General features: G+C 60.1%; 19 protein-coding genes. 2 read left to right on the top strand and 17 right to left on the bottom strand.

Going from position 1 to position 21,101, the window contains the following annotated elements; genetic code table 11:
- Window positions 1–390 precede the first annotated feature (390 nt).
- From htpG to Q9451_RS11545, 3 genes are all read right to left on the bottom strand, one after another.
- Window positions 391–2,295, bottom strand: coding sequence for a molecular chaperone HtpG (gene htpG / locus Q9451_RS11555; protein ID WP_012273345.1), 1,905 nt, complete (start codon window positions 2,293–2,295; stop codon window positions 391–393).
- 70 nt (window positions 2,296–2,365) lie between these two features.
- Window positions 2,366–2,848: a PaaI family thioesterase gene (locus Q9451_RS11550; RefSeq protein WP_012273346.1), complete on the bottom strand. Its 483-nt coding sequence runs from the start codon at window positions 2,846–2,848 to the stop codon at window positions 2,366–2,368.
- Complete coding sequence (locus Q9451_RS11545; RefSeq protein ID WP_012273347.1) at window positions 2,845–3,321, bottom strand: PaaI family thioesterase; 477 nt, start codon at window positions 3,319–3,321, stop codon at window positions 2,845–2,847. Before Q9451_RS11545 ends, Q9451_RS11550 begins: the two co-directional genes overlap by 4 nt.
- Window positions 3,322–3,475: 154 nt before the next feature.
- Between Q9451_RS11545 and Q9451_RS11540 the strand changes: the two genes are divergently transcribed.
- Window positions 3,476–3,778, top strand: a complete 303-nt coding sequence (locus Q9451_RS11540; RefSeq protein WP_012273348.1) for a hypothetical protein — start codon at window positions 3,476–3,478, stop codon at window positions 3,776–3,778.
- A 67-nt stretch (window positions 3,779–3,845) separates the two neighbouring features.
- Here the strand turns inward: Q9451_RS11540 and Q9451_RS11535 are convergent, their stop codons facing one another.
- From Q9451_RS11535 to sdhC, 11 genes are all read right to left on the bottom strand, one after another.
- The gene (locus Q9451_RS11535; protein WP_012273349.1) at window positions 3,846–4,595 is read right to left on the bottom strand and encodes a DUF599 family protein; all 750 of its coding nucleotides are present in this window, start codon (window positions 4,593–4,595) and stop codon (window positions 3,846–3,848) included.
- Window positions 4,596–4,811: 216 nt separating this feature from the next.
- Window positions 4,812–6,125 carry a branched-chain amino acid transport system II carrier protein gene (gene brnQ, locus Q9451_RS11530; RefSeq protein WP_012273350.1) on the bottom strand — a complete coding sequence of 438 codons (1,314 nt, stop codon included), beginning with the start codon at window positions 6,123–6,125 and terminating at the stop codon, window positions 4,812–4,814.
- 372 nt (window positions 6,126–6,497) lie between these two features.
- Window positions 6,498–7,382 (bottom strand): succinate--CoA ligase subunit alpha, encoded by an 885-nt coding sequence (sucD, locus tag Q9451_RS11525; RefSeq protein ID WP_003254203.1) that lies wholly within the window; start codon window positions 7,380–7,382, stop codon window positions 6,498–6,500.
- Window positions 7,382–8,548 carry an ADP-forming succinate--CoA ligase subunit beta gene (gene sucC / locus Q9451_RS11520; RefSeq protein WP_008091914.1) on the bottom strand — a complete coding sequence of 389 codons (1,167 nt, stop codon included), beginning with the start codon at window positions 8,546–8,548 and terminating at the stop codon, window positions 7,382–7,384. Before sucC ends, sucD begins: the two co-directional genes overlap by 1 nt.
- A 172-nt stretch (window positions 8,549–8,720) precedes the next feature.
- Window positions 8,721–10,157, bottom strand: a complete 1,437-nt coding sequence (gene lpdA, locus Q9451_RS11515) for a dihydrolipoyl dehydrogenase (protein ID WP_012273351.1) — start codon at window positions 10,155–10,157, stop codon at window positions 8,721–8,723.
- Between the two features lie 93 nt (window positions 10,158–10,250).
- Window positions 10,251–11,471 carry a 2-oxoglutarate dehydrogenase complex dihydrolipoyllysine-residue succinyltransferase gene (gene odhB, locus Q9451_RS11510; RefSeq protein WP_012273352.1) on the bottom strand — a complete coding sequence of 407 codons (1,221 nt, stop codon included), beginning with the start codon at window positions 11,469–11,471 and terminating at the stop codon, window positions 10,251–10,253.
- 42 nt (window positions 11,472–11,513) lie between these two features.
- A complete protein-coding gene (locus tag Q9451_RS11505; RefSeq protein ID WP_012273353.1) occupies window positions 11,514–14,345 on the bottom strand; it encodes a 2-oxoglutarate dehydrogenase E1 component in 2,832 nt (943 codons plus the stop codon).
- A gap of 246 nt (window positions 14,346–14,591) precedes the next feature.
- Window positions 14,592–15,296, bottom strand: coding sequence for a succinate dehydrogenase iron-sulfur subunit (locus Q9451_RS11500; RefSeq protein ID WP_003254212.1), 705 nt, complete (start codon window positions 15,294–15,296; stop codon window positions 14,592–14,594).
- 11 nt (window positions 15,297–15,307) lie between these two features.
- Window positions 15,308–17,080 carry a succinate dehydrogenase flavoprotein subunit gene (sdhA, locus tag Q9451_RS11495; RefSeq protein WP_012273354.1) on the bottom strand — a complete coding sequence of 591 codons (1,773 nt, stop codon included), beginning with the start codon at window positions 17,078–17,080 and terminating at the stop codon, window positions 15,308–15,310.
- A gap of 3 nt (window positions 17,081–17,083) precedes the next feature.
- On the bottom strand, window positions 17,084–17,452 hold the full coding sequence (sdhD, locus tag Q9451_RS11490; protein ID WP_003254214.1) for a succinate dehydrogenase, hydrophobic membrane anchor protein: 369 nt from the start codon (window positions 17,450–17,452) through the stop codon (window positions 17,084–17,086).
- Window positions 17,446–17,832, bottom strand: coding sequence for a succinate dehydrogenase, cytochrome b556 subunit (gene sdhC, locus Q9451_RS11485; protein ID WP_008091902.1), 387 nt, complete (start codon window positions 17,830–17,832; stop codon window positions 17,446–17,448). The genes sdhD and sdhC overlap by 7 nt, the downstream gene beginning before the upstream one ends.
- A 352-nt stretch (window positions 17,833–18,184) precedes the next feature.
- Here sdhC and gltA point away from each other — a divergent pair, with 352 nt between their 5' ends.
- Entirely contained in the window at window positions 18,185–19,474 is a 1,290-nt protein-coding gene (gene gltA / locus Q9451_RS11480) for a citrate synthase (protein ID WP_003254218.1), read from the top strand.
- A gap of 75 nt (window positions 19,475–19,549) precedes the next feature.
- Here the strand turns inward: gltA and Q9451_RS11475 are convergent, their stop codons facing one another.
- The 3 genes from Q9451_RS11475 to Q9451_RS11465 all read right to left on the bottom strand — a co-directional run bounded on the left by Q9451_RS11475 (window position 19,550) and on the right by Q9451_RS11465 (window position 21,054).
- A complete protein-coding gene (locus Q9451_RS11475) occupies window positions 19,550–20,155 on the bottom strand; it encodes an START domain-containing protein (protein ID WP_041166550.1) in 606 nt (201 codons plus the stop codon).
- 33 nt (window positions 20,156–20,188) lie between these two features.
- On the bottom strand, window positions 20,189–20,443 hold the full coding sequence (locus tag Q9451_RS11470; RefSeq protein ID WP_012273356.1) for a YkgJ family cysteine cluster protein: 255 nt from the start codon (window positions 20,441–20,443) through the stop codon (window positions 20,189–20,191).
- A gap of 128 nt (window positions 20,444–20,571) precedes the next feature.
- Window positions 20,572–21,054: a hypothetical protein gene (locus Q9451_RS11465; protein ID WP_012273357.1), complete on the bottom strand. Its 483-nt coding sequence runs from the start codon at window positions 21,052–21,054 to the stop codon at window positions 20,572–20,574.
- Window positions 21,055–21,101: the final 47 nt, after the last annotated feature.

Raw genomic sequence — 21,101 nt, 5'->3', positions numbered from 1 at the left:
TCTCGACGCTCGGTAGCACAGTGGCAAACGTGCAGATCTCCCAGGGTAATTCGCGTGACCTTCCTGCTTATGCCTGTCGGATTTACGTCACAGCGTCCCGTGCAAGTACTGGGCTTTGACGATTTGGGCCGCCTCACCCCGCTGTGCCGCCTCTATCCGCTTCCTGTTCGTCAGGCCAGCAGTTTGCCTCGGGCTTCCTTCAGATTCGCGGTCGCCCACGACACCCTTGCCTCTGGCTAACACTTCCCCTTGCCGGGTGTGTAGAGGACTTTCACCTCCAAGTCACCCGCTTTGGCCACCACAACCAAGCGGGTTGCGCTACGCGCAACGCGCCATGCCTGGCGCACCCATGAAAAAAGCCCGCCGAAGCGGGCTTTCCTGTGCATCAACTCAAGCAGACAGCTCGACCAGCAGCTTGTTCAGGCGACGAACGTACGCCGCCGGGTCCTTCAGGCTGTCACCGGCCGCCAGGGCCGCCTGATCGAACAGGATGTGCGACAGCTCGGCGAAGCGGTCTTCGCTCTGCTCGTTGTCCAACTTCTCGATCAGCGGGTGGCTCGGGTTGAACTCGAAGATCGGCTTGGACTCCGGCACCTTCTGCCCGCTGGCTTCCAGAATTTGACGCATCTGCAGGCCCAGGTCCTGCTCGCCAATGGCCAGGATTGCCGGCGAGTCGGTCAGGCGGTGCGACACGCGCACTTCGGCCACGCTGTCACCCAGCGCGCCTTTTAGGCGCTCGACCAGGCCTTCCTTGTCCTTGGCGACTTCTTCCTGGGCTTTCTTGTCTTCTTCCGAATCCAGCTTGCCCAGGTCCAGATCGCCACGGGCGATGTCAACGAAGGCCTTGCCGTCGAATTCGTTGAGGTAGCTCATCAGCCACTCGTCGATACGGTCGGTCAGCAGCAGCACTTCGATGCCTTTCTTGCGGAAGACTTCCAGGTGCGGGCTGTTCTTGACCTGCGCGTACGACTCGCCGGTGAGGTAGTAGATCTTGTCCTGGCCTTCCTTCGCACGGGCCAGGTAGTCGGCCAGGGCGACGCTCTGCTCGCCGCTGTCGTCCTGGGTGGAAGCGAAGCGCAGCAGGCCGGCGATTTTCTCCTTGTTGGCGAAGTCTTCGGCCGGGCCTTCTTTCAACACTTGGCCGAAGTTCTTCCAGAAGCCCTTGTACTGCTCGGGTTCGTTCTTCGCCAGTTTCTCCAGCATGTCCAGCACGCGCTTGGTCAGCGCGGTCTTCATCGAATCGATGATCGGGTCTTTCTGCAGGATTTCACGCGACACGTTCAGCGACAGGTCGTTGGAATCGACCACACCCTTGATGAAACGCAGGTACAGCGGCAGGAACGACTCGGCCTGGTCCATGATGAACACACGCTGCACGTACAGCTTCAGGCCGCGCGGTGCTTCGCGCTGGTACAGGTCGAACGGCGCACGGGCCGGCACGTACAGCAGCGAGTTGTATTCGAGCTTGCCTTCGACCTTGTTGTGGCTCCAGGCCAGCGGGTTTTCGAAGTCATGGCCGATGTGCTTGTAGAACTCCTGGTACTCCTCGTCCTTCACCTCGGTGCGCGAACGGGTCCACAGGGCGCTGGCGCGGTTGACGGTTTCCCACTCTTCGGCCGGCTGTTCTTCACCTTCAGCGCCAGCCTGCTCTTTGGGCAACTGGATCGGCAGAGCGATGTGGTCGGAGTATTTCTTGACCACGTTGCGCAGGCGCCAGCCATCAGCGAATTCCAGTTCGTCCTTCTTCAGGTGCAGGACGATGCGGGTGCCGCGCTGTGGCTTGTCGATGGTGGCGACTTCGAACTCGCCCTCGCCTTTCGACGACCAGTGCACACCCTCGGCCGCTGGCTGGCCAGCACGGCGGCTGTACACGTCAACCTTGTCGGCAACGATGAACGCGGAGTAGAAGCCCACGCCGAACTGACCGATCAGGTGCGAGTCCTTCTTCTGGTCACCGGTGAGGTTCTTCATGAAGTCGGCGGTGCCGGACTTGGCGATGGTACCCAGGTGGGCGATGACGTCTTCGCGGCTCATGCCGATGCCGTTGTCCTCGAGGGTCACGGTACCGGCGTCCTTGTCGAAGCTCAGGCGAATTTTCAGGTCGGCGTCGCCTTCGAGCAGCTCTGGCTTGGCCAGGGCTTCGAACCGCAGCTTGTCAGCGGCGTCGGAGGCGTTGGAAATCAGCTCCCGCAGGAAGATTTCCTTGTTGGAGTACAACGAGTGAATCATGAGGTGCAGCAGCTGCTTCACCTCAGTCTGGAAGCCCAACGTTTCCTTTTGTGTTTCCACAGTCATGGTCTTCGAAACTCCGATCTGATGACAGTTGGCGCCTGGCGGCCAGTTCGGCCAGCGTTAACGGCGGATGTCATTCAGATGGGGGCTGCCCAGATGATTTCAAGGGCTTTTCCGGTTCGATCTTGAAATGCGCACGGGCTGTGGCAATCGGCGTCTGCTTGTCGCCTTGCCAGGCGGTAATGGCCACGTTGGTCACTCGGCGGCCCTGGCGCCACAGTTGGCACTGGGCGTAAGTGTCACGAAAATGCCCGGCGCGCAGGTAGTCGATGGAAAAGTCGATGATCTTTGGAATGCTGGCGCTCTCGCTGTAGATCAGCAGGTACAGCGCTGCCGACAACTCCATGAAGCCGGCGATCACGCCGCCATGGATGGCCGGCAATAACGGGTTGCCGATGTTGTCCGCACTGGCGGGCAGGCGGAACAACAAGTCATCGCCCTGGCGTTCACATTCGATGCCGATCAGCCCGGCATAGGGAATCAGCGCCAGCAATGGCCTGTAGTCGCCCACCGCATGGGCAGCGTTCAGTTGCTGACGAACCGCATGCGGAATCATGCCTCGCCCTCCTTCAGGCTGTTGCCGAAACGGATGCCACCCTTGATCTCCTGGCCCAGGCGCATGAACGTACCCACCACCTGGCAGATTGGCTGTGCGGGGTCATCCTGATAGGCGGTGCCACGGGTGAAGATCACGTCTCGGGTAACCCGATAGCATTGTGCGTGGCCGTAGATGTCCTTGCCGGCCTCGGCCGGGTGCATGTAGTCGATGCGCAGGTCCAGCGTCGGGCACACTTCGAAGCGCGGCAGCACGCACAGCGTGGCCATACCGCAGGTGGTGTCCATCAGTGTGGTCAGCGCACCGCCATGCACGGCGCCGGTTTGCGGGTTGCCGACAATGGCCGGTGACCAGGGCAGGATCAGGGTCATGCCATCGCCATCGGCTTGCGCCACGCGCATCTGCAACAGCTGACAATGTTTCAATGCCGAAAGAAAACGCTCGGCCATGGCCATCAAGGTTGAATCACTCATTGGCGCTTCCCACTGGCTGCGCTGCAGCGGCATAAATTCGTTAAAAAGTCTATATAGAACACGGCGTTATATATCTGTAACCTTCGCGGAACTTATTCCGCGTAGTTGCACTCGAAGGAACAAGTCACTTATTCCACCAAGGAGAAACACCCCCATGCGTAAACCTTTTGCTTTTGCTCTGATGCTGGCTGCTGCCATGGGCCTGGCCGCTTGCGATAAAGCGAGCGAAGACAAAGCCCAGGACGCACAGCAACACGCCGAGCAAGCCCAGGAAAAAGCGGGCGAAGCTCAGGATAAAATGAACGAAGCCGCTAAGGAAAACGCCGAAGCCGCCAAAGATCAGGCCGAAGCCGAGCAGAAGGCTGCCGAAGAAGCCGCTCCGGCTACTCCGGCTCCAGAAGCCGCGCCAGCCACCCCGGCACCAGAAGCTACTCCAGCCGAACCTGCCAAGCAGTAATTGGCTAAAACAAAAAAACCCGACTTTGTCGGGTTTTTTTGTATCTACAACATTTGGATTAATCGTTTCAGTTGCTGGCAGCAGTACTTTCTTTGACCGGCTCGTTGGTGACACTTTCGGTAGGTGTGAACACCATCACATCCAGCACATCCGAATGGAACTCTCGCCGGTACAGAATAAGCACTACCCCGACACTCATGGCCATGAACAGCCATGGGCTGATGAACCAGCTCAACATCGCCATGCCGAAGTAATACGAACGCAAACCCAGGTTGAATTGGTTAGCTGCCAACGACAATACCCGAGCCGCCCGTGAAGCGAATGCCTTGCGCTCCAGCTCATTGACCAGCCGCTCGCCGATCATCGGTGCCGAACCCACCAGTACGGCGGCGAAGTTGTATTGGCGCATACACCAGCTGAAGGTGAAGAAGGCGTAGACAAACACCGTGGCCAGGCACAGCAACTTGATCTCCGACATGCCTTGAGAGGTCTGCTGCACCAGCGGCAAGTCGGCCAGCAACGACAGCGCCCGGTCGGACGCTCCAAGCACGGTAAGGATACCGGCGAGAATGATCAGGGTACTGGACGCAAAGAACGACGCGTTGCGCTCGAGGTTACCGATTACGCTGGCATCGGCGATGCGATTGTCGCGCAGCAGCATGCGGCGCATCCAGTCTTCGCGGTACAGGTGCAGCACGCTGGCCAGGCATGCGGTGTCACGGCCCTTCCAGATGGCATAGCGGGTATAACCTCCCCAGCATAGGGCGAACCAAGCCACGGCCAGCAGGTTGTTGAGGTTGCTTTGGATGAAGTTCATGCAGGGTTCCCGAGAGGGCCAGGTGCCTAGAGAATAGGGACCGGGTTTCGACGCTGGCAAGCGGCAAAAGGCACACACCGTCCTGAATTTTCCTCTGATCATGCCGGCAAACAAAAAGCCCCGCATCCTTGCGGATACGGGGCTTTTCTGCCTAGGCCCTTGGCGAGCACCTTTCGGCTTGTGGCCGGTGCCGCCCTCAGGCTTCGACTTAACAGGTCAGGCCAGCGCCTCGCGCGGCTTGCCGAGCATGCGGTCGCAAGCCACGGCGCCAACCAGGGTCACCACGGAAGGCACAAGCCAGGCCAGGCCCTGGTCGCTCAACGGCAGATGCGCCATGAAGTCCGGCAGCACATGGGCAATGCTGCTGCCCTTGATTGCGTCAACCATGCCGAACACCAGCGACACCAGCATCACCGGCGCCAGGATGCGGGTCGGCGAGTTCCACAGGTCCTTCACGAAGCTCAGGCCAACCACCACGATGCAAGGCGGGTAAATGGCGGTAAGCACCGGGATCGAGAACATGATCAGCTTGGTCAGGCCAAGGTTGGAGATCAGCAACGAGAAGCCGGCCAGGATCACCACCAATGCACGGTACGACAGCGGCAGGATCTGGCTGAAATACTCGGCGCAGGCACAGGTCAGGCCAACCGCGGTCACCAGACAGGCCAGTGCGATCAACACGGCCAGGAAGCCGCTGCCCAGCGAGCCGAAGGTGTGCTGCACGTAGGCATGCAGAACCGCAGCACCGTTGGTGGCATCAGCCGCGATGTCATGGCTGCCGGCACCCAGACGGAACAAGCTGACATACACCAGCGCCAGGCCAACACCTGCGATCAGGCCGGCGATGATGGCGTAGCGAGTGATCAACTTCGGCGACTCGACACCGCGCGAGCGGATGGCGTTGACGATGACGATACCGAACACCAAGGCACCCAGGGTGTCCATGGTCAGGTAGCCATCGGAGAAGCCCTTGGAGAACGCAGCCGCAGCATAGGCAGGCTGTGCCTCACCAATGGTCCCGGCCGGCAGCGCGAAAGCAGCGATGCCCAGCACGGCCAGAGCGATGATCTTCAACGGCGCCAGGAAGCGGCCCACGGTGTCGAGCAACTTGCCAGGGTACATGGACACGGCCAGTACCACGGCGAAGTACACCAGGCTGTAGATGAACAGCGCCAGCGGGCTTTCACCGGTCAGCGGTGCAACACCCACTTCGAACGACACGGTCGCGGTGCGCGGGGTGGCGAACAGCGGACCGACCGACAGGTAGCACACGGCTGCCAGCAGGCCGCCGAAGAACTTGCCGATCGGGCTGCTCAGGGCATCCATGCCGCCACCGACCTTGGCCAGCGCGACCACGGTGATGACTGGCAGGCCCACGGCAGTGACCAGGAAGCCCAGGGCTGCCATCCACACGTGCGGACCAGACTGCAGACCGACGATAGGCGGGAAGATGATATTGCCTGCGCCAACGAAAAGCGCAAACGTCATAAAGCCAAGCGCCAGGATATCCTGGCCTTTGAGAACTTTCATTTAAGGTAGTACCACACTGCTGAAATCGGGATTCGAGAGGGGATTTCCCTTTGGATGAGGGGAAATGCTGCCCGGCTTGATAGGCCAGACCCGTTTAGCGTGTCGTTCCCTTTTGGGGTACGGGCACAGAGTGAACGCGTAATGTAACTGTTTTGTCAGTTAAACGCACTGGCACAGTGCTGCTTGTCCGATGTGCGTACATGTTTGTCGTCTGTGCGACCGAAGACAGTAAGAATTATCCTCCACTTGAAAACTTCGTCTGTACGAAAATTCCTATCAAACTCATCAAGTTTCCTCGCCGCCTGTGATGCCCCCAGAAACGACAAAGGCCACCCGAAGGTGGCCTCTGTGCGCGTGGGGGGTGTAGCAGTATTACTTCTTGGCTTCCCAGCCAGTCAGCTCGGCCAGGGCCTTGCCGATGTCAGCCAGGGAACGCACGGTCTTCACACCAGCGTCCTGCAGGGCGGCGAACTTCTCGTCCGCAGTGCCCTTGCCGCCGGAGATGATGGCGCCAGCGTGGCCCATGCGCTTGCCCGCAGGTGCGGTAACACCAGCGATGTAGGAAACGACTGGCTTGGTCACGTGGGCCTTGATGTAGGCCGCAGCTTCTTCTTCAGCCGAACCGCCGATCTCACCGATCATGACGATCGCTTCGGTCTTCGGGTCTTCCTGGAACAGCTTCAGGATGTCGATGAAGTTGGAGCCCGGGATCGGGTCACCGCCGATGCCGACGCAGGTCGACTGGCCGAAGCCGGCGTCGGTGGTCTGCTTCACAGCTTCGTAGGTCAGGGTGCCGGAACGCGAAACGATACCGACCTTGCCTGGCAGGTGGATGTGGCCTGGCATGATGCCGATCTTGCACTCGCCCGGGGTGATGACACCTGGGCAGTTAGGGCCGATCAGGGTCACGCCCAGCTCGTCGCACTTGACCTTGGCATCCAGCATGTCCAGGGTAGGAATGCCTTCGGTGATGCAGACGATCAGCTTGATGCCGCCGAAGGCAGCTTCCAGGATCGAGTCTTTGCAGAACGGAGCCGGTACGTAGATGACCGAAGCGTCAGCGCCGGTAGCTTCCACGGCTTCCTTGACGGTGTTGAACACCGGCAGGCCCAGGTGGGTGGTGCCACCCTTGCCTGGGGTTACGCCGCCGACCATCTTGGTGCCGTAGGCGATGGCCTGTTCGGAGTGGAAAGTACCTTGCGAGCCGGTGAAGCCCTGGCAGATGACTTTGGTGTCTTTATTGATCAGGACGCTCATTACTTGCCCTCCGCAGCTTTGACAACTTGTTGAGCAGCGTCGGTCAGGCTGGTTGCCGCAATGATGTTCAAACCGCTTTCTGCCAGTACTTTAGCGCCCAGTTCGGCGTTGTTGCCTTCGAGGCGAACCACAACCGGAACTTTAACGCCGACTTCTTTCACTGCACCGATGATGCCTTCGGCAATCATGTCGCAGCGAACGATGCCGCCGAAGATGTTGACCAGAACGGCCGCGACATTGCTGTCGGACAGAATGATCTTGAACGCTTCGGTAACGCGCTCTTTGGTAGCACCACCGCCAACGTCGAGGAAGTTGGCCGGCTTGCCGCCGTGCAGGTTGACGATGTCCATGGTACCCATGGCCAGGCCAGCACCGTTGACCATGCAGCCGATGTTGCCTTCCAGGGCCACGTAGTTCAGCTCGAAGCTGGCAGCGTGGGCTTCACGAGGGTCGTCCTGAGACGGGTCGTGGAAGGTTTTCAGCTTAGGCTGACGGTACATGGCGTTTGCGTCGATGTTGATCTTCGCATCCAGGCAGTGCAGGTCGCCGTCGGCCTTGATGACCAGCGGGTTGACTTCCAGCAGGGCCAGGTCATGTTCTTTGAACAGCTTGGCCAGGCCTACGAAAATCTTGGCGAACTGTGCAACTTGCTTGCCTTCCAGACCCAGCTGGAATGCCAGTTCACGACCCTGGAACGGCTGAGCGCCGACCAGCGGATCGATAGTAGCCTTGATGATCTTCTCAGGAGTTTCGTGAGCGACTTTCTCGATGTCCACGCCACCTTCGGTGGAGGCCATGAACACGATACGGCGGCTCGAGCGATCGACTACAGCGCCCAGGTACAGCTCTTTGGCGATGTCAGTGCAGGATTCGACCAGGATCTTGGTCACTGGCTGACCGTTGGCATCGGTCTGGTAGGTTACCAGGCGCTTGCCCAACCATTGCGCAGCGAACGCCTTGGCGTCTTCCTTGCTGCGAACCAGCTTGACGCCGCCCGCTTTGCCGCGACCACCCGCGTGAACCTGAGCTTTTACAACCCACTCGGAACCGCCGATCTTGTCGCAAGCTTCTGCTGCAGCTTCAGGGGTATCGACTGCGAAACCCTTGGAAACTGGCAGGCCGTATTCAGCGAACAGCTGCTTACCCTGATACTCGTGAAGATTCATGCTTTTTACCGTCTTCGTTAGGTACTGCGCTTCGGCGCTGCGCCATTACTGGCGCCGCACCACCTGTGACCGTTGACCCCGGGTTTTCCCATGTGATCCGGTCCGGCGGACGTTCCGCGGTGAGTCATGCACGCAAGACTCACGACGGGCTGCCCGCCGTGGTTTCTTATAATTAACGCTTCTTACGGTTGGCCACGTGAATGGCGCCGCCATTCACTGCCAGCGCTGCTTCATGCAACGCTTCGGACAGGGTCGGATGGCTGAAGACCATCATGCCCAGATCCTCGGCACTGGTGCCGAATTCCATTGCGATTGCGCCCTGCTGCACCAGTTCGGCAGCCGATGGGCCAATCACGTGTACACCCAGGACGCGGTCGGTCTTGGCATCGGCGATGACCTTGACGAAACCACCGGTGTCGTTGGCAGCCATCGCACGGCCGCTGGCCGCGAACGGGAAGGTGCCCACGTTAACCTCAACGCCCTCGGCCTTCAAGGCCTGTTCGGTCTTGCCGACCCATGCGATTTCCGGGTGGGTGTAGATAACCGACGGGATCAGGTCGTAGTTCATCTGGGCCTTGTGGCCTTTGATGCGCTCGACCACCATGATGCCCTCTTCCGACGCCTTGTGGGCCAGCATCATGCCGCGTACCACGTCACCGATGGCGAACACGCCCGGAACGCTGGTGGCACAGTGATCGTCGACGAAGATGTAGCCACGCTCGTCGATGGTCACGCCGCTGTCGGCAGCCAGCAGATCGGTGGTCACCGGGCGACGGCCGACCGCGACGATCAGCTTGTCGAAGGTGATCTTCTGCTCGCCTTCGGCGTTGGTGTAGGTGACTTCGACTTCGTTGCCGTTGACTTTCGAGCCGGTGACGCGAGCGCCCAGCTTGATGTCCAGGCCTTGCTTGGTCAGGGTCTTCTGGGCTTCTTTCGACACAGCGGTGTCGGCAGCCATCAGGAAGGTGTCCAGGGCTTCCAGGACAGTGACTTCAGCACCCAGACGAGCCCATACCGAACCCAGCTCCAGGCCGATCACGCCAGCACCGATAACGCCCAGGCGCTTCGGTACGGTCTGGAATTCCAGGGCGCCGGTGGAGTCGACGATGACGTTCTGGTCGACCGGGGCCGGTGGAATGTCGATCGGGCGCGAGCCGGAAGCCAGGATCACGTTCTCGGCTTCGATGACTTCGGTGGTGCCGTCAGCCTTGGTGACTTCGACTTTTTTGCCAGCCAGCAGCTTGCCGTGGCCCTGGATCGAAGTAACGCCGTTGGCCTTGAACAGGGTGGCAACGCCACCGGTCAGGTTCTTGACGATGCCAGCCTTGCGGCCAACCATCGCGGCGACGTCCATCTTCACTTCGCCAGTGGAGATACCGTGGACGTTGAAGCTCTCTTTGGCTTCCTTGTATTTCCAGGAGCTGTCCAGCAGCGCCTTGGAAGGAATGCAACCTACGTTCAGGCAGGTGCCGCCCAGGGCCAGCTTGCCCTCGGCGTCGGTGTACTTCTCGATACAGGCAGTCTTCAGACCAAGTTGGGCAGCCTTGATGGCAGCCACATAGCCGCCAGGACCTGCACCAATCACCACTACGTCGAATTTCTGGGTCATAAAAGATTCCTTATCAGCTACAAGCTACAAGCCGCGAACCGCGCGGCATGGCTTCTTGCGAAGCCAAGGCCGGCACGGTACGCAGCCAGAGGGTTAGATGTCCAGCAGCAGGCGAGACGGATCTTCCAGCAGGTTCTTGATGGTGACCAGGAAGGTTACCGCTTCCTTACCATCGATCAGGCGGTGATCGTAGGACAGTGCCAGGTACATCATCGGGCGAATCACGACCTGACCATTGACGGCCATCGGGCGCTGGATGATGTTGTGCATGCCGAGGATCGCGGCCTGCGGCGGGTTGACGATCGGGGTCGACATCATCGAACCGAAGGTGCCGCCGTTGGTGATGGTGAAGGTACCGCCGGTCATTTCTTCGATCGACAGTTTGCCGTCACGGGCTTTCTTGCCGAAGGTGGCAATGCCGTTTTCGATTTCAGCCAGGCTCATCGACTCGGCGTTGCGCAGTACCGGGACCACCAGGCCACGGTCGCTGGAAACCGCAACACCCACGTCAGCGAAGCCGTGGTAGACAATGTCGTTACCGTCGATCGAGGCGTTGACAGCCGGGAAGCGCTTCAGGGCTTCGGTGGCGGCCTTGACGAAGAACGACATGAAGCCCAGGCGTACGCCGTTATGGGTCTTCTCGAACAGGTCCTTGTACTTCGAACGCAGGGCCATGACTTCGGTCATGTCGACTTCGTTGAAGGTGGTCAGCATGGCCATGTTCGACTGGGCTTCGACCAGACGCTCGGCGATCTTGGCACGCAGGCGAGTCATCGGCACGCGCTTCTCGGTGCGGTCGCCAGCGGCGACGACAACCGGTGCAGCAGCGGCAGCAGGCTTGGCAGCCGGTGCAGCGGCAGGGGCCGACTTCTTGTTGGCAACAGCAGCCACCACGTCTTCCTTGGTGACGCGACCGCCTTTGCCAGTACCGGCAACGGTAGCCAGGTCGATGCCGTTTTCTTCAGCCAGCTTGCGCGCGGCCGGGGCAGCAACCGGGTCATCTTCGCCAGCATCAGCGGCAGCAGCGGCCGGAGCAGCAGCAGGCGCGGCAGCTGCGGCTGGAGCGGCGGCAGCACCGCCTTCAACGATCGAACCCAGCACTTCGTCGGACAGGACGGTGTCGCCCTCGCCCTTGACGATGTCGCCCAGCACGCCATCGGCGGTAGCCAGAACTTCCAGGACAACCTTGTCGGTCTCGATGTCGACGATCAGCTCGTCACGCTTGACGGCTTCGCCCGGCTTCTTGTGCCAGGTGGCAACGGTGCCATCGGCAACCGATTCCGGGAAGGTTGGGGCTTTGATCTCGATAGCCATTATCAGTGTTTCCTTAAATTCGGTTTCAGGTGCGCGAAGGCGTTAGACAGTGAAGGCGTCTTGCAGCAGTTTTTCCTGCTGTTCGGCGTGCTTCGAAGCGTAACCACAGGCTGGCGCGGCAGAAGCGTCGCGACCGGCGTACTCCAGGACCAATGCCTTGTTGTGGCGGCCCAGGATACGGCGCATGTGATGCTGACTGCTGTACCAGGCGCCCTGGTTCATCGGCTCTTCCTGGCACCATACGGCGTGCTTGAGGTTGCTGTATTGCGCCAGGATTTCGACCAGGTCGTCCTCCGGGAACGGGTACAGCTGCTCGAGACGCAGGATGGCGATGTCTTCACGGCCTTCGGCACGGCGTTTTTCCAGCAGGTCGTAGTAGACCTTGCCGCTGCACAGCACCAGGCGCTCGACCTTGGCCGGATCGATTGCGTCGATTTCCGGGATCACGGTCTGGAACGAGCCTTCTGCCAGGTCTTCCAGCGTCGAGATGGCCAGTTTGTGGCGCAGCAGCGACTTCGGCGTCAGGACCACCAGCGGCTTGCGCAGCGGACGGATGACCTGGCGACGCAGCAGGTGGTAGATCTGTGCTGGGGTGGTCGGTACGCAGACCTGGATGTTGTGCTCGGCGCACAGCTGCAGGTAACGCTCCAGACGCGCGGAGGAGTGCTCCGGGCCCTGCCCTTCATAACCGTGTGGCAGCAGCATGGTCAGACCGCACAGGCGGCCCCACTTGTGCTCACCGCTGGTGATGAACTGGTCGATCACCACTTGTGCACCGTTGGCGAAGTCGCCGAACTGGGCTTCCCAGATCACCAACGCGTTCGGCGTGGTGGTGGAATAGCCGTATTCGAACGCCAGTACCGCTTCCTCGGACAGGAACGAATCGTACAGGTCGAAACGTGGCTGGCCTGGGAACAGGTTCTGCAGCGGAATGTAGGTGCTGGCGTCCTTCTGGTTGTGCAGCACCGCGTGACGGTGCGAGAAGGTGCCACGGCCGATGTCCTGGCCGGTCATGCGGATCGGGTGACCTTCGAACTGCAGGGTGGCGTAGGCCATGGTCTCTGCATAACCCCAGTTGATCGGCAAGCCACCGGCCTGCATCTTCTGACGGTCTTCGTAGATCTTCGATACCTGACGCTGGACCACGAAACCTTCTGGCAGCTCGAGCAGCTTGGCCGACAGGTCCTGGAGGGTCTTGAGGTCGAAGCGGGTGTCGTGACGCGCGGTCCAGGCATGGCCCAGGTAAGGACGCCAGTCGACGAACAGCTCGCGGTTCGGTTCCTTGACCAGGCTCTTCACTACATGCAGGCCATTGTCCAGGGCGTTGCGGTACTCGTCGATCTTGGCCTGAGCACGCTCGGCATCGATGCGACCGGCCTGGATCAGCGCTTCTGCATACAGCTCGCGAGTGGTGCGCTGCTTGCTGATCTGCTGGTACATCAGCGGCTGGGTGCCGTTCGGCTCGTCAGCCTCGTTGTGGCCGCGACGACGGTAGCAGACCAGGTCGATGACCACGTCACGCTTGAACTGCATGCGGTAGTCGATGGCCAGCTGGGTGACGAACAGCACCGCTTCCGGGTCATCGCCGTTCACGTGCAGGATCGGCGCCTGGATCATCTTGGCAACGTCGGTGGCGTACTCGGTGGAGCGCGCGTCCAGCGGGTTGCTGATGGTGAAGCCAACCTGGTTGTTGATCACGATGTGCACGGTGCCGCCGGTCTTGAAACCGCGGGTCTGCGACATCTGGAAGGTTTCCATGACCACGCCCTGGCCGGCGAATGCTGCGTCGCCGTGGATCGAGATCGGCAGCACCTTGTCGCCAACGGTGTCGTTGCGGCGATCCTGACGGGCGCGCACCGAACCTTCGACCACAGGCGAAACGATTTCCAGGTGGGACGGGTTGAACGCCATGGCCAGGTGAACTTCGCCACCGGTGGTCATCACGTTCGAGGAGAAGCCCTGGTGATACTTCACGTCACCGGAGCCCAGCTCGTTCATCTTCTTGCCTTCGAACTCGTCGAACAGCTCGCGCGGGTTCTTGCCGAAGGTGTTCACCAGGACGTTCAGGCGGCCACGGTGAGCCATGCCGATCACGACTTCCTTGGTCCCGTAGGAGCCGGAACGCTGGATCATTTCATCCAGCATCGGGATCAGGCTCTCGCCACCTTCAAGGCCGAAGCGCTTGGTGCCCGGGTACTTGGTGCCCAGGTATTTTTCCAGGCCCTCACCGGCGGTCACGCGCTCGAGCAGGTGGGCCTGCACGTCAGCGGAAAACTCCGGACGGCCGCGCACGCTTTCCAGGCGCTGCTGGAACCAGCTGCGCTGCTCGGAATCGACGATGTGGGTGAATTCGGCGCCAATGGTGCGACAATATGTCTTCTGGAGTGCATCGAAGATGTCGCGTAGGCTCGCCTCCTCTTTGCCGATGAACAGGTCGCCGGCACGGAAGGTCGTATCAAGATCGGCATTGGTCAAGCCGTAGTGATTGATCGACAGGTCTACGGGCGCAGGGCGCTGCCACAACCCCAACGGGTCGAGCTTGGCAGCCTGATGGCCGCGCATACGATAGGCCTGGATCAGTCGCAGAACTTCAACCTGCTTCTTCTCGTGTTCACTGCTCACGCTCCCGGCGGAAACCGGTTGGGCGCGGCGCTGGTTCTTTGCCAGCAGTACGAAATGGTCGCGGATTGTCGAGTGCGATACATCGGTAGCGGTGCTGCCGTCGGCTGGCAACTTCTGGAAGTAAGTGCGCCACTCTTCTGGCACAGCGTTAGGGTCGTGCAGGTAGAGTTCGTAGAGCTCTTCCACATATGCAGCGTTACCACCTGAAAGGTGGGCGCTATCCCACATGCGCTGCATCACGCTTTCTTGCATGCTTGGTCACCCTCGATTAGGGGACTGATCGGCGAGAGCCACAGCAAACCTGGAAAAGTCCGAAAACAGCGACTGAACCACGCCACTTGGATCCTGCTGATTTTCCGGGTACCAGCCCGGAAAGCCCCTGCTGGTCTCATATCTTCATAGGTAATGAACGCGGGCTTTGTGGGCCCTTGTTCGGGTTTTACCTCAGTGCGGGCTCACCACCCGCACCTCGGCTTACTGCAGGTACAACACTTTGTATCAGGTGCCGCTTTGCAGCAGCATGTTACGTACGTGACCGATTGCCTTGGTCGGGTTCAGACCTTTCGGGCAAACGTTTACGCAGTTCATGATCCCGCGGCAGCGGAATACGCTGAACGGGTCATCCAGGGACGCCAGGCGCTCCTGAGTCTTGGTATCGCGGCTGTCGGCCAGGAAACGGTAGGCCTGCAGCAGTGCAGCCGGGCCCAGGAACTTGTCCGGGTTCCACCAGAACGACGGGCAGGAAGTCGAGCAGCACGCGCACAGGATGCACTCGTACAGGCCGTCCAGCTTGTCACGATCTTCCGGCGACTGCAGGCGCTCGATGGCCGGTGCCGGGGTATCGTTCTGCAGGAATGGCTTCACCTTCTCGTACTGCTTGTAGAAGATGCTCATATCGACCACCAGGTCACGAATGACCGGCAGGCCTGGCAGCGGGCGCAGAACCAGCTTGCCGCCCTTCACCACCGCCGACAGCGGGGTGATGCAGGCCAGGCCGTTCTTGCCGTTCATGTTCATGCCATCGGAACCGCAAACGCCTTCACGGCAGGAGCGACGGTACGAGAAACCTTCGTCCTTTTCCTTGATCAGTGCCAATACGTCCAGCACCATCAGGTCCTTGCCGCCGGTATCGACGTCGAACGACTCCATTTTTGGTGCCGAGTCGGTGTCCGGGTTGTAACGATAAACTTCGACTTTCAACATAGCAGCCACCCTTAGTAAGTCCGGACTTTTGGTTCGAAGGCTGGAACAGTCTTCGGCGCAAAGTTGACGCCGCGCTTGGCAACGCGCTTCTCACCCGGGTAGTACAGGGTGTGGCACAGCCAGTTTTCGTCGTCACGGTCTTCGAAGTCTTCACGGGCGTGAGCGCCGCGGGACTCTTTACGGGCTTCGGCCGCGATGGCGGTAGCTTCGGCAACTTCCAGCAGGTTCTGCAGCTCCAGCGCTTCGATACGCGCGGTGTTGAAGGCCTGGGACTTGTCATTGATCTTGACGTTGGCGATACGGTCACGCAGACCCGCCAGCTGCTCGATACCCTTCTGCATGTATTCGCCAGTACGGAATACACCGAAGTAGTTCTGCATGCAGCTTTGCAGCTCGCGCTTCAGGCTGGCAACGTCTTCGCCAGTGGTGCGCTCGTTGAGCTTGTTCAGGCGGTTGAGGGCAACATCGATGTCGGTGTCGCTGGCGTCCAGATGCTCGATGCCGTCGCTCAGCGCCTTCTCCAGGTGCAGGCCGGCAGCACGGCCGAACACCACCAGGTCGAGCAGCGAGTTGCCGCCCAGACGGTTGGCACCGTGAACCGATACGCACGCCACTTCACCAACAGCGAACAGGCCAGGGATGATGTGATCCTTGCCTTCTTCGTCCATGGTGATGGCCTGGCCATGAATGTTGGTGGCAACGCCGCCCATCATGTAGTGGCAGGTTGGAACGACCGGAACCGGCGCGACGACAGGGTCGACGTGAGCGAAGGTTTTGGACAGTTCGCAGATACCTGGCAGGCGGCTGTGCAGCACTTCCTCGCCCAGGTGGTCCAGCTTCAGCAGTACGTGGTCCTTGTTCGGGCCCACGCCGTTGCCGGCGATGATTTCCTTGACCATGGAACGGGCAACCACGTCGCGGCCGGCCAGGTCTTTCGCGTTCGGCGCGTAACGCTCCATGAAGCGCTCGCCGTGGGCGTTGATCAGGTAGCCACCTTCACCGCGGCAACCCTCGGTGACCAGAACACCGGCGCCGGCGATGCCGGTTGGGTGGAACTGCCACATTTCGATGTCCTGCACCGGTACGCCTGCACGCAGGGCCATGCCGATACCGTCACCGGTGTTGATCAGGGCGTTGGTGGTGGAGGCGTAGATACGGCCCGCACCGCCAGTGGCCAGAACGGTGGCCTTGGACTTGATGTACATGGTTTCGCCGGTTTCGATGCAGATCGCGATCACACCGACGAAGGCGCCTTCCTGGTTTTTCACCAGGTCAACGGCATAGTACTCATTGAGGAACGTGGTACCGGCTTTCAGGTTGCCCTGGTACAGGGTGTGCAGCAGCGCGTGACCGGTACGGTCGGAAGCGGCACAGGTACGAGCAGCCTGGCCACCCTTACCGTAATCCTTGGACTGGCCACCGAACGGACGCTGGTAGATACGGCCGGTTTCGGTACGCGAGAACGGCAAGCCCATGTGGTCCAGCTCGAAGACCGCGGCCGGGCCTTCTTGACACATGTATTCGATAGCGTCCTGGTCACCGATGTAGTCGGAACCCTTGACGGTATCGTACATGTGCCAGCGCCAGTCGTCGTTCGGGTCGGCCGAAGCGATGGCGCAGGTGATGCCGCCCTGGGCGGATACAGTGTGCGAACGGGTCGGGAAGACCTTGGTGACTACGGCAGTCTTGTGGCCGCCTTGAGCCAGTTGCAGCGCTGCGCGCATGCCGGCGCCGCCGCCACCGATGATGATGGCGTCGAAGGAAATGGTTGGAATGCTAGCCATGGATCAGATACCCCAGAGAATCTGCACACCCCAGACGAAGTAAGCGAACATCGCAACGCCGCATACCGCCTGGAACAGGAAACGAATCGCAGTTGCCGACTTGCCGAACGACATAGGCGTCAGGTAGTCGGTTGCAATGGTCCACATGCCGACCCAGGCGTGAGCGCCCAGGGCAACGAGGGCCAGCAGACTGAAGATCCGCATCGCGTTGTTGGAGAACAGACCATGCCACTGGGTGTAGTCGATGCCTGGGTGGGCGACCACGTAGCCGATCAGGAAGAGGAAGTAAGCCGCGAGAACGACCGCAGAAACGCGCTGCGCCATCCAGTCATAGAGGCCCGAACGCGACAGGTTCGTGACATTGGTTACCATACCCAAACTCCCACCAGAACGATCAGCACCACGGAGATGACGATCACGATTTTCGAGCCCAGCTTGCCGCCTTCCAGCGTCTCACCGATGCCCATGTCCATGATCAGGTGACGAACACCTGCCACGAGGTGATAAAGCAGGGCGGACAGCAGGCCCCAGGTCACGAACTTGGCCAGCGGGCTGGTCAGACACGCCTTCACCTCGCCGAAGCCTTCCTCGGAACCCAGCGACTTGCCCAGTGCATAAAGCATGATGGCAAGGCCGATGAACAGGATGACGCCGGAGATACGGTGCAGGATGGACGTGTACGCAGTGACGGGGAGCTTGATGGTCCTTAGGTCTAGGTTTACAGGTCGTTGGCTTTTCACGGCTTTTTTCACACTGAAGAGCCCCTAGCGAATCAGGGCAAAGTTGTTGGTAAGTGTACTGGTCAGGTACCCACCACCCAGGGAACGGCGACCCCCAGCAGTTCGGGCTTGCAAGCCCCTGGCGGTCGGGTGCCGAGTATAGACAGTTAGGCTGCTTATGACAACGTGACGGGGTAGCCCAAATAGCGCATTGCCTTTAGCCAACAAAAGGCGTAAATGGGCGAGAATTTCGGGAAAAATCAGGCTTGAATGCCTGATTCAACAAGCCTTTAGGCAAATTGACATCTGAATTTATCCCTCTATAGTGGTGCGGGCCCTGCGTGGGGGGTCTGTCTGATGATTTCAAGCATTAATAGGAGGCCACATGGCTGACAAAAAAGCGCAGTTGGTCATCGAGGGCGCTGCCCCCGTCGAGCTGCCCATTTTAACCGGCACCGTTGGTCCTGATGTAATCGACGTCCGCGGGTTAGGGGCCACTGGTCACTTCACCTTCGACCCTGGTTTCATGGCGACCGCCTCGTGCGAGTCGAAGATCACCTACATTGACGGCGACAAAGGGATCCTGCTGCACCGCGGCTACCCGATCGAGCAACTCGCCGAACAGTCCGACTACCTCGAAACCTGCTACCTGCTGCTCAACGGCGAACTGCCGAATGCCGAGCAGAAGGCCCAGTTCGTCAGCACCGTCAAGAACCACACCATGGTTCACGAGCAGCTGAAGTCCTTCTTCAACGGCTTCCGCCGCGACGCTCACCCGATGGCGGTGATGTGCGGCGTGGTCGGCGCCCTGTCGGCGTTCTATCACGACTCCCTGGACATCAATAACCCGCAGCACCGCGAAATCTCCGCAGTGCGCCTGGTCGCCAAGATGCCGACCCTGGCCGCGATGGTTTACAAGTACTCCATGGGCCAGCCGATGATGTACCCGCGCAACGACCTGTCGTACGCGGAAAACTTCCTGCACATGATGTTCAACACCCCGTGCGAGATCAAACCGATCAGCCCGGTGCTGGCCAAGGCAATGGACCGGATCTTCATCCTCCACGCCGACCACGAGCAGAACGCCTCTACCTCCACCGTCCGCCTGGCCGGCTCGTCGGGCGCCAACCCGTTCGCCTGTATCGCCGCCGGCATTGCCGCACTGTGGGGCCCGGCCCACGGCGGTGCGAACGAAGCCGTACTGACCATGCTCGATGAAATCGGCGATGTCTCGAACATCGACAAGTTCATCGCCAAGGCCAAGGACAAGAACGACCCATTCAAGCTGATGGGCTTCGGTCACCGCGTGTACAAAAACCGCGACCCGCGCGCCACCGTGATGAAGCAGACCTGCGACGAAGTCCTGCGCGAGCTGGGCATCAAGAACGACCCGCAGCTGGAACTGGCCATGCGCCTGGAAGAGATCGCCCTGACCGATCCTTACTTCATCGAGCGCTCGCTGTACCCGAACGTCGACTTCTACTCGGGGATCATCCTCAAGGCAATCGGCATTCCGACCAGCATGTTCACCGTGATCTTCGCCCTGGCACGTACCGTGGGCTGGATCTCGCACTGGAAAGAAATGCTCTCCAGCCCGTACAAGATCGGCCGCCCGCGCCAGCTGTACACCGGCGAGCAGAAACGCGACATCGTTGCACTGAAGGACCGCAAGTAAGCTTAATGGCTGAACGCAAAAAGGCTGCCCTCGGGCAGCCTTTTTTGTTGCATTGTGGGAGCGCCGCGTTAGGCCTCAGTTCTTCTCAGCCCGCTCACGCAACCCTTTCAGGGTATTGAATGGCGCGTCGACCACGAACTTATTGGCCACCATCGCCGGCACACTACCACCGGGCTCGGTGTGCACCTGGTAGGTCACTTCCGTACTGTCACCCTTGGGCACCAGCTTCCAGAAGCCCTCGACCTTCGCCACCCGCACGAAGCCCTTCTCTTCCGGGACATAGGTCGGCTCTTCGACCAGGTTACGGGTCAGGCTGCCATCAGCGCCCTTGACCGTGGTGACATGCAGCACGGAATCGCGCGGCGTCACTGGCCACGGCGTATTGAACTGGGTGTAGGTCCAGCTTTGATCGCCTTCATGCTTGAGCAGTTTCTGCGACTTGCACTCATGAATCCACGCGCAGGCACCGACCACGTCTTCCTGCAACGCCTGCACCTTGGCCAAAGGCGCCTTGATCAGGGTAACCCCCTGATAAGCCTTGTACTTGGAGCCGGCCACTTCACTGAGGGAAACCTTGATCCCCTCCTCGTCCTTGGCCACTTGCCAATTCTCGGCCCAGGCCGCAGGTGACAGCAGAACACCCACACCACACAGCAGTGCAATACGCTTGAACGATCTCATCATGTTTATCCTTGTTGTCGAAGATCCAGCCTGTCACGCCGCCGTCATCTGCTCCCACCAACCAAGAATCCTGATTGCCTCGTCGCGATCGCTACCACACACCTCGACATCCGCCTTGAAACCACCACACACCGCCGGCCGCTCAGGCATGCCAAACAGGTCGCAGAGGTTAGCCTCAGTCAGGTGCAGGCAGCGCTCACCGGCCGGCTTGCCATTGGGCATGCGCGGCATCGCAGAAGTGATGGACGGGGCGATACAGCAGGCACCACAGCCCTCACGGCAATTCATGGCTATTCACCAAAATCAGGACTCCCTGGGACAAAACGGGACGAACGTCCCTGGATAGTAACCGCTCAAACAGGCGTTTGAAATTGCTGGCACGATGAAATCTGCCGTGACCCAGCAGTCAGTTCCACCTATTGGCGATACTCGAAATCGATGGCCGCACCTTCTACATCATGGCGGCTGTCATTGCGCAGTTGCAGTTGCATTTCGTTGTTGATCAGCCGGCCATTAAGCTGGAACGGGCTGTCGCTGGTCTCGGGCTTTTCAGTGAACATGGGCGGCAGCAAAGGTTTGCGTCGCTGGATGGGCGAAGGTGTACCCACATTCGGCTCAAGGCTGTTGACCATATCGACCGGCAGGCTGAGGTCTAGCTTTGCCTTGGGCAGTGGCTTGCCAACCGCTTTGCTGACCGGCTTGTGTGCAGGCTTGGCCTTTTTGGTATCGGCGCGTTTTGCCGCCTGCTTCTGCGCAGGCTTGGCTGCCGCTTTTTTTGGCACCTGCTTGCCTTGGGCCGCCTGCGCCTGACTTGCCGGCTGCGCAGCCAAGGCTGGGCTGCCCAGGTAGCAGAGCGGTGCAAGGCACAAGATCAGAGCAAAATGGCGTAAAGCATTCATGGCAAATGGACAGGCTGGCAGGAAAGGTGCGTATGCTCCCTGTTCCA

The sequence above is a fragment of the Pseudomonas sp. NY8896 genome (genome assembly GCF_039634505.1).
Note: the sequence above shows the minus strand (reverse complement) of the source record. Positions and strands in the feature narration are given on the sequence as shown.

Excerpts from the sequence above, each read along its gene's own strand:
- Q9451_RS11465 (WP_012273357.1), bottom strand. The coding sequence starts at position 21,054 with ATGAATGCTTTACGCCATTTTGCTCTGATCTTGTGCCTTGCACCGCTC.
- Q9451_RS11475 (WP_041166550.1), bottom strand. The coding sequence starts at position 20,155 with ATGAGATCGTTCAAGCGTATTGCACTGCTGTGTGGTGTGGGTGTTCTG.
- Q9451_RS11505 (WP_012273353.1), bottom strand. The coding sequence starts at position 14,345 with ATGCAAGAAAGCGTGATGCAGCGCATGTGGGATAGCGCCCACCTTTCA.
- Q9451_RS11470 (WP_012273356.1), bottom strand. The coding sequence starts at position 20,443 with ATGAATTGCCGTGAGGGCTGTGGTGCCTGCTGTATCGCCCCGTCCATC.
- odhB (WP_012273352.1), bottom strand. The coding sequence starts at position 11,471 with ATGGCTATCGAGATCAAAGCCCCAACCTTCCCGGAATCGGTTGCCGAT.
- lpdA (WP_012273351.1), bottom strand. The coding sequence starts at position 10,157 with ATGACCCAGAAATTCGACGTAGTGGTGATTGGTGCAGGTCCTGGCGGC.
- Q9451_RS11500 (WP_003254212.1), bottom strand. The coding sequence starts at position 15,296 with ATGTTGAAAGTCGAAGTTTATCGTTACAACCCGGACACCGACTCGGCA.
- sdhA (WP_012273354.1), bottom strand. The coding sequence starts at position 17,080 with ATGGCTAGCATTCCAACCATTTCCTTCGACGCCATCATCATCGGTGGC.
- brnQ (WP_012273350.1), bottom strand. The coding sequence starts at position 6,125 with ATGAAAGTTCTCAAAGGCCAGGATATCCTGGCGCTTGGCTTTATGACG.
- Q9451_RS11540 (WP_012273348.1), top strand. The coding sequence starts at position 3,476 with ATGCGTAAACCTTTTGCTTTTGCTCTGATGCTGGCTGCTGCCATGGGC.
- Q9451_RS11550 (WP_012273346.1), bottom strand. The coding sequence starts at position 2,848 with ATGATTCCGCATGCGGTTCGTCAGCAACTGAACGCTGCCCATGCGGTG.
- htpG (WP_012273345.1), bottom strand. The coding sequence starts at position 2,295 with ATGACTGTGGAAACACAAAAGGAAACGTTGGGCTTCCAGACTGAGGTG.
- sucC (WP_008091914.1), bottom strand. The coding sequence starts at position 8,548 with ATGAATCTTCACGAGTATCAGGGTAAGCAGCTGTTCGCTGAATACGGC.
- Q9451_RS11535 (WP_012273349.1), bottom strand. The coding sequence starts at position 4,595 with ATGAACTTCATCCAAAGCAACCTCAACAACCTGCTGGCCGTGGCTTGG.
- sdhD (WP_003254214.1), bottom strand. The coding sequence starts at position 17,452 with ATGGTAACCAATGTCACGAACCTGTCGCGTTCGGGCCTCTATGACTGG.
- sucD (WP_003254203.1), bottom strand. The coding sequence starts at position 7,382 with ATGAGCGTCCTGATCAATAAAGACACCAAAGTCATCTGCCAGGGCTTC.
- Q9451_RS11545 (WP_012273347.1), bottom strand. The coding sequence starts at position 3,321 with ATGAGTGATTCAACCTTGATGGCCATGGCCGAGCGTTTTCTTTCGGCA.
- gltA (WP_003254218.1), top strand. The coding sequence starts at position 18,185 with ATGGCTGACAAAAAAGCGCAGTTGGTCATCGAGGGCGCTGCCCCCGTC.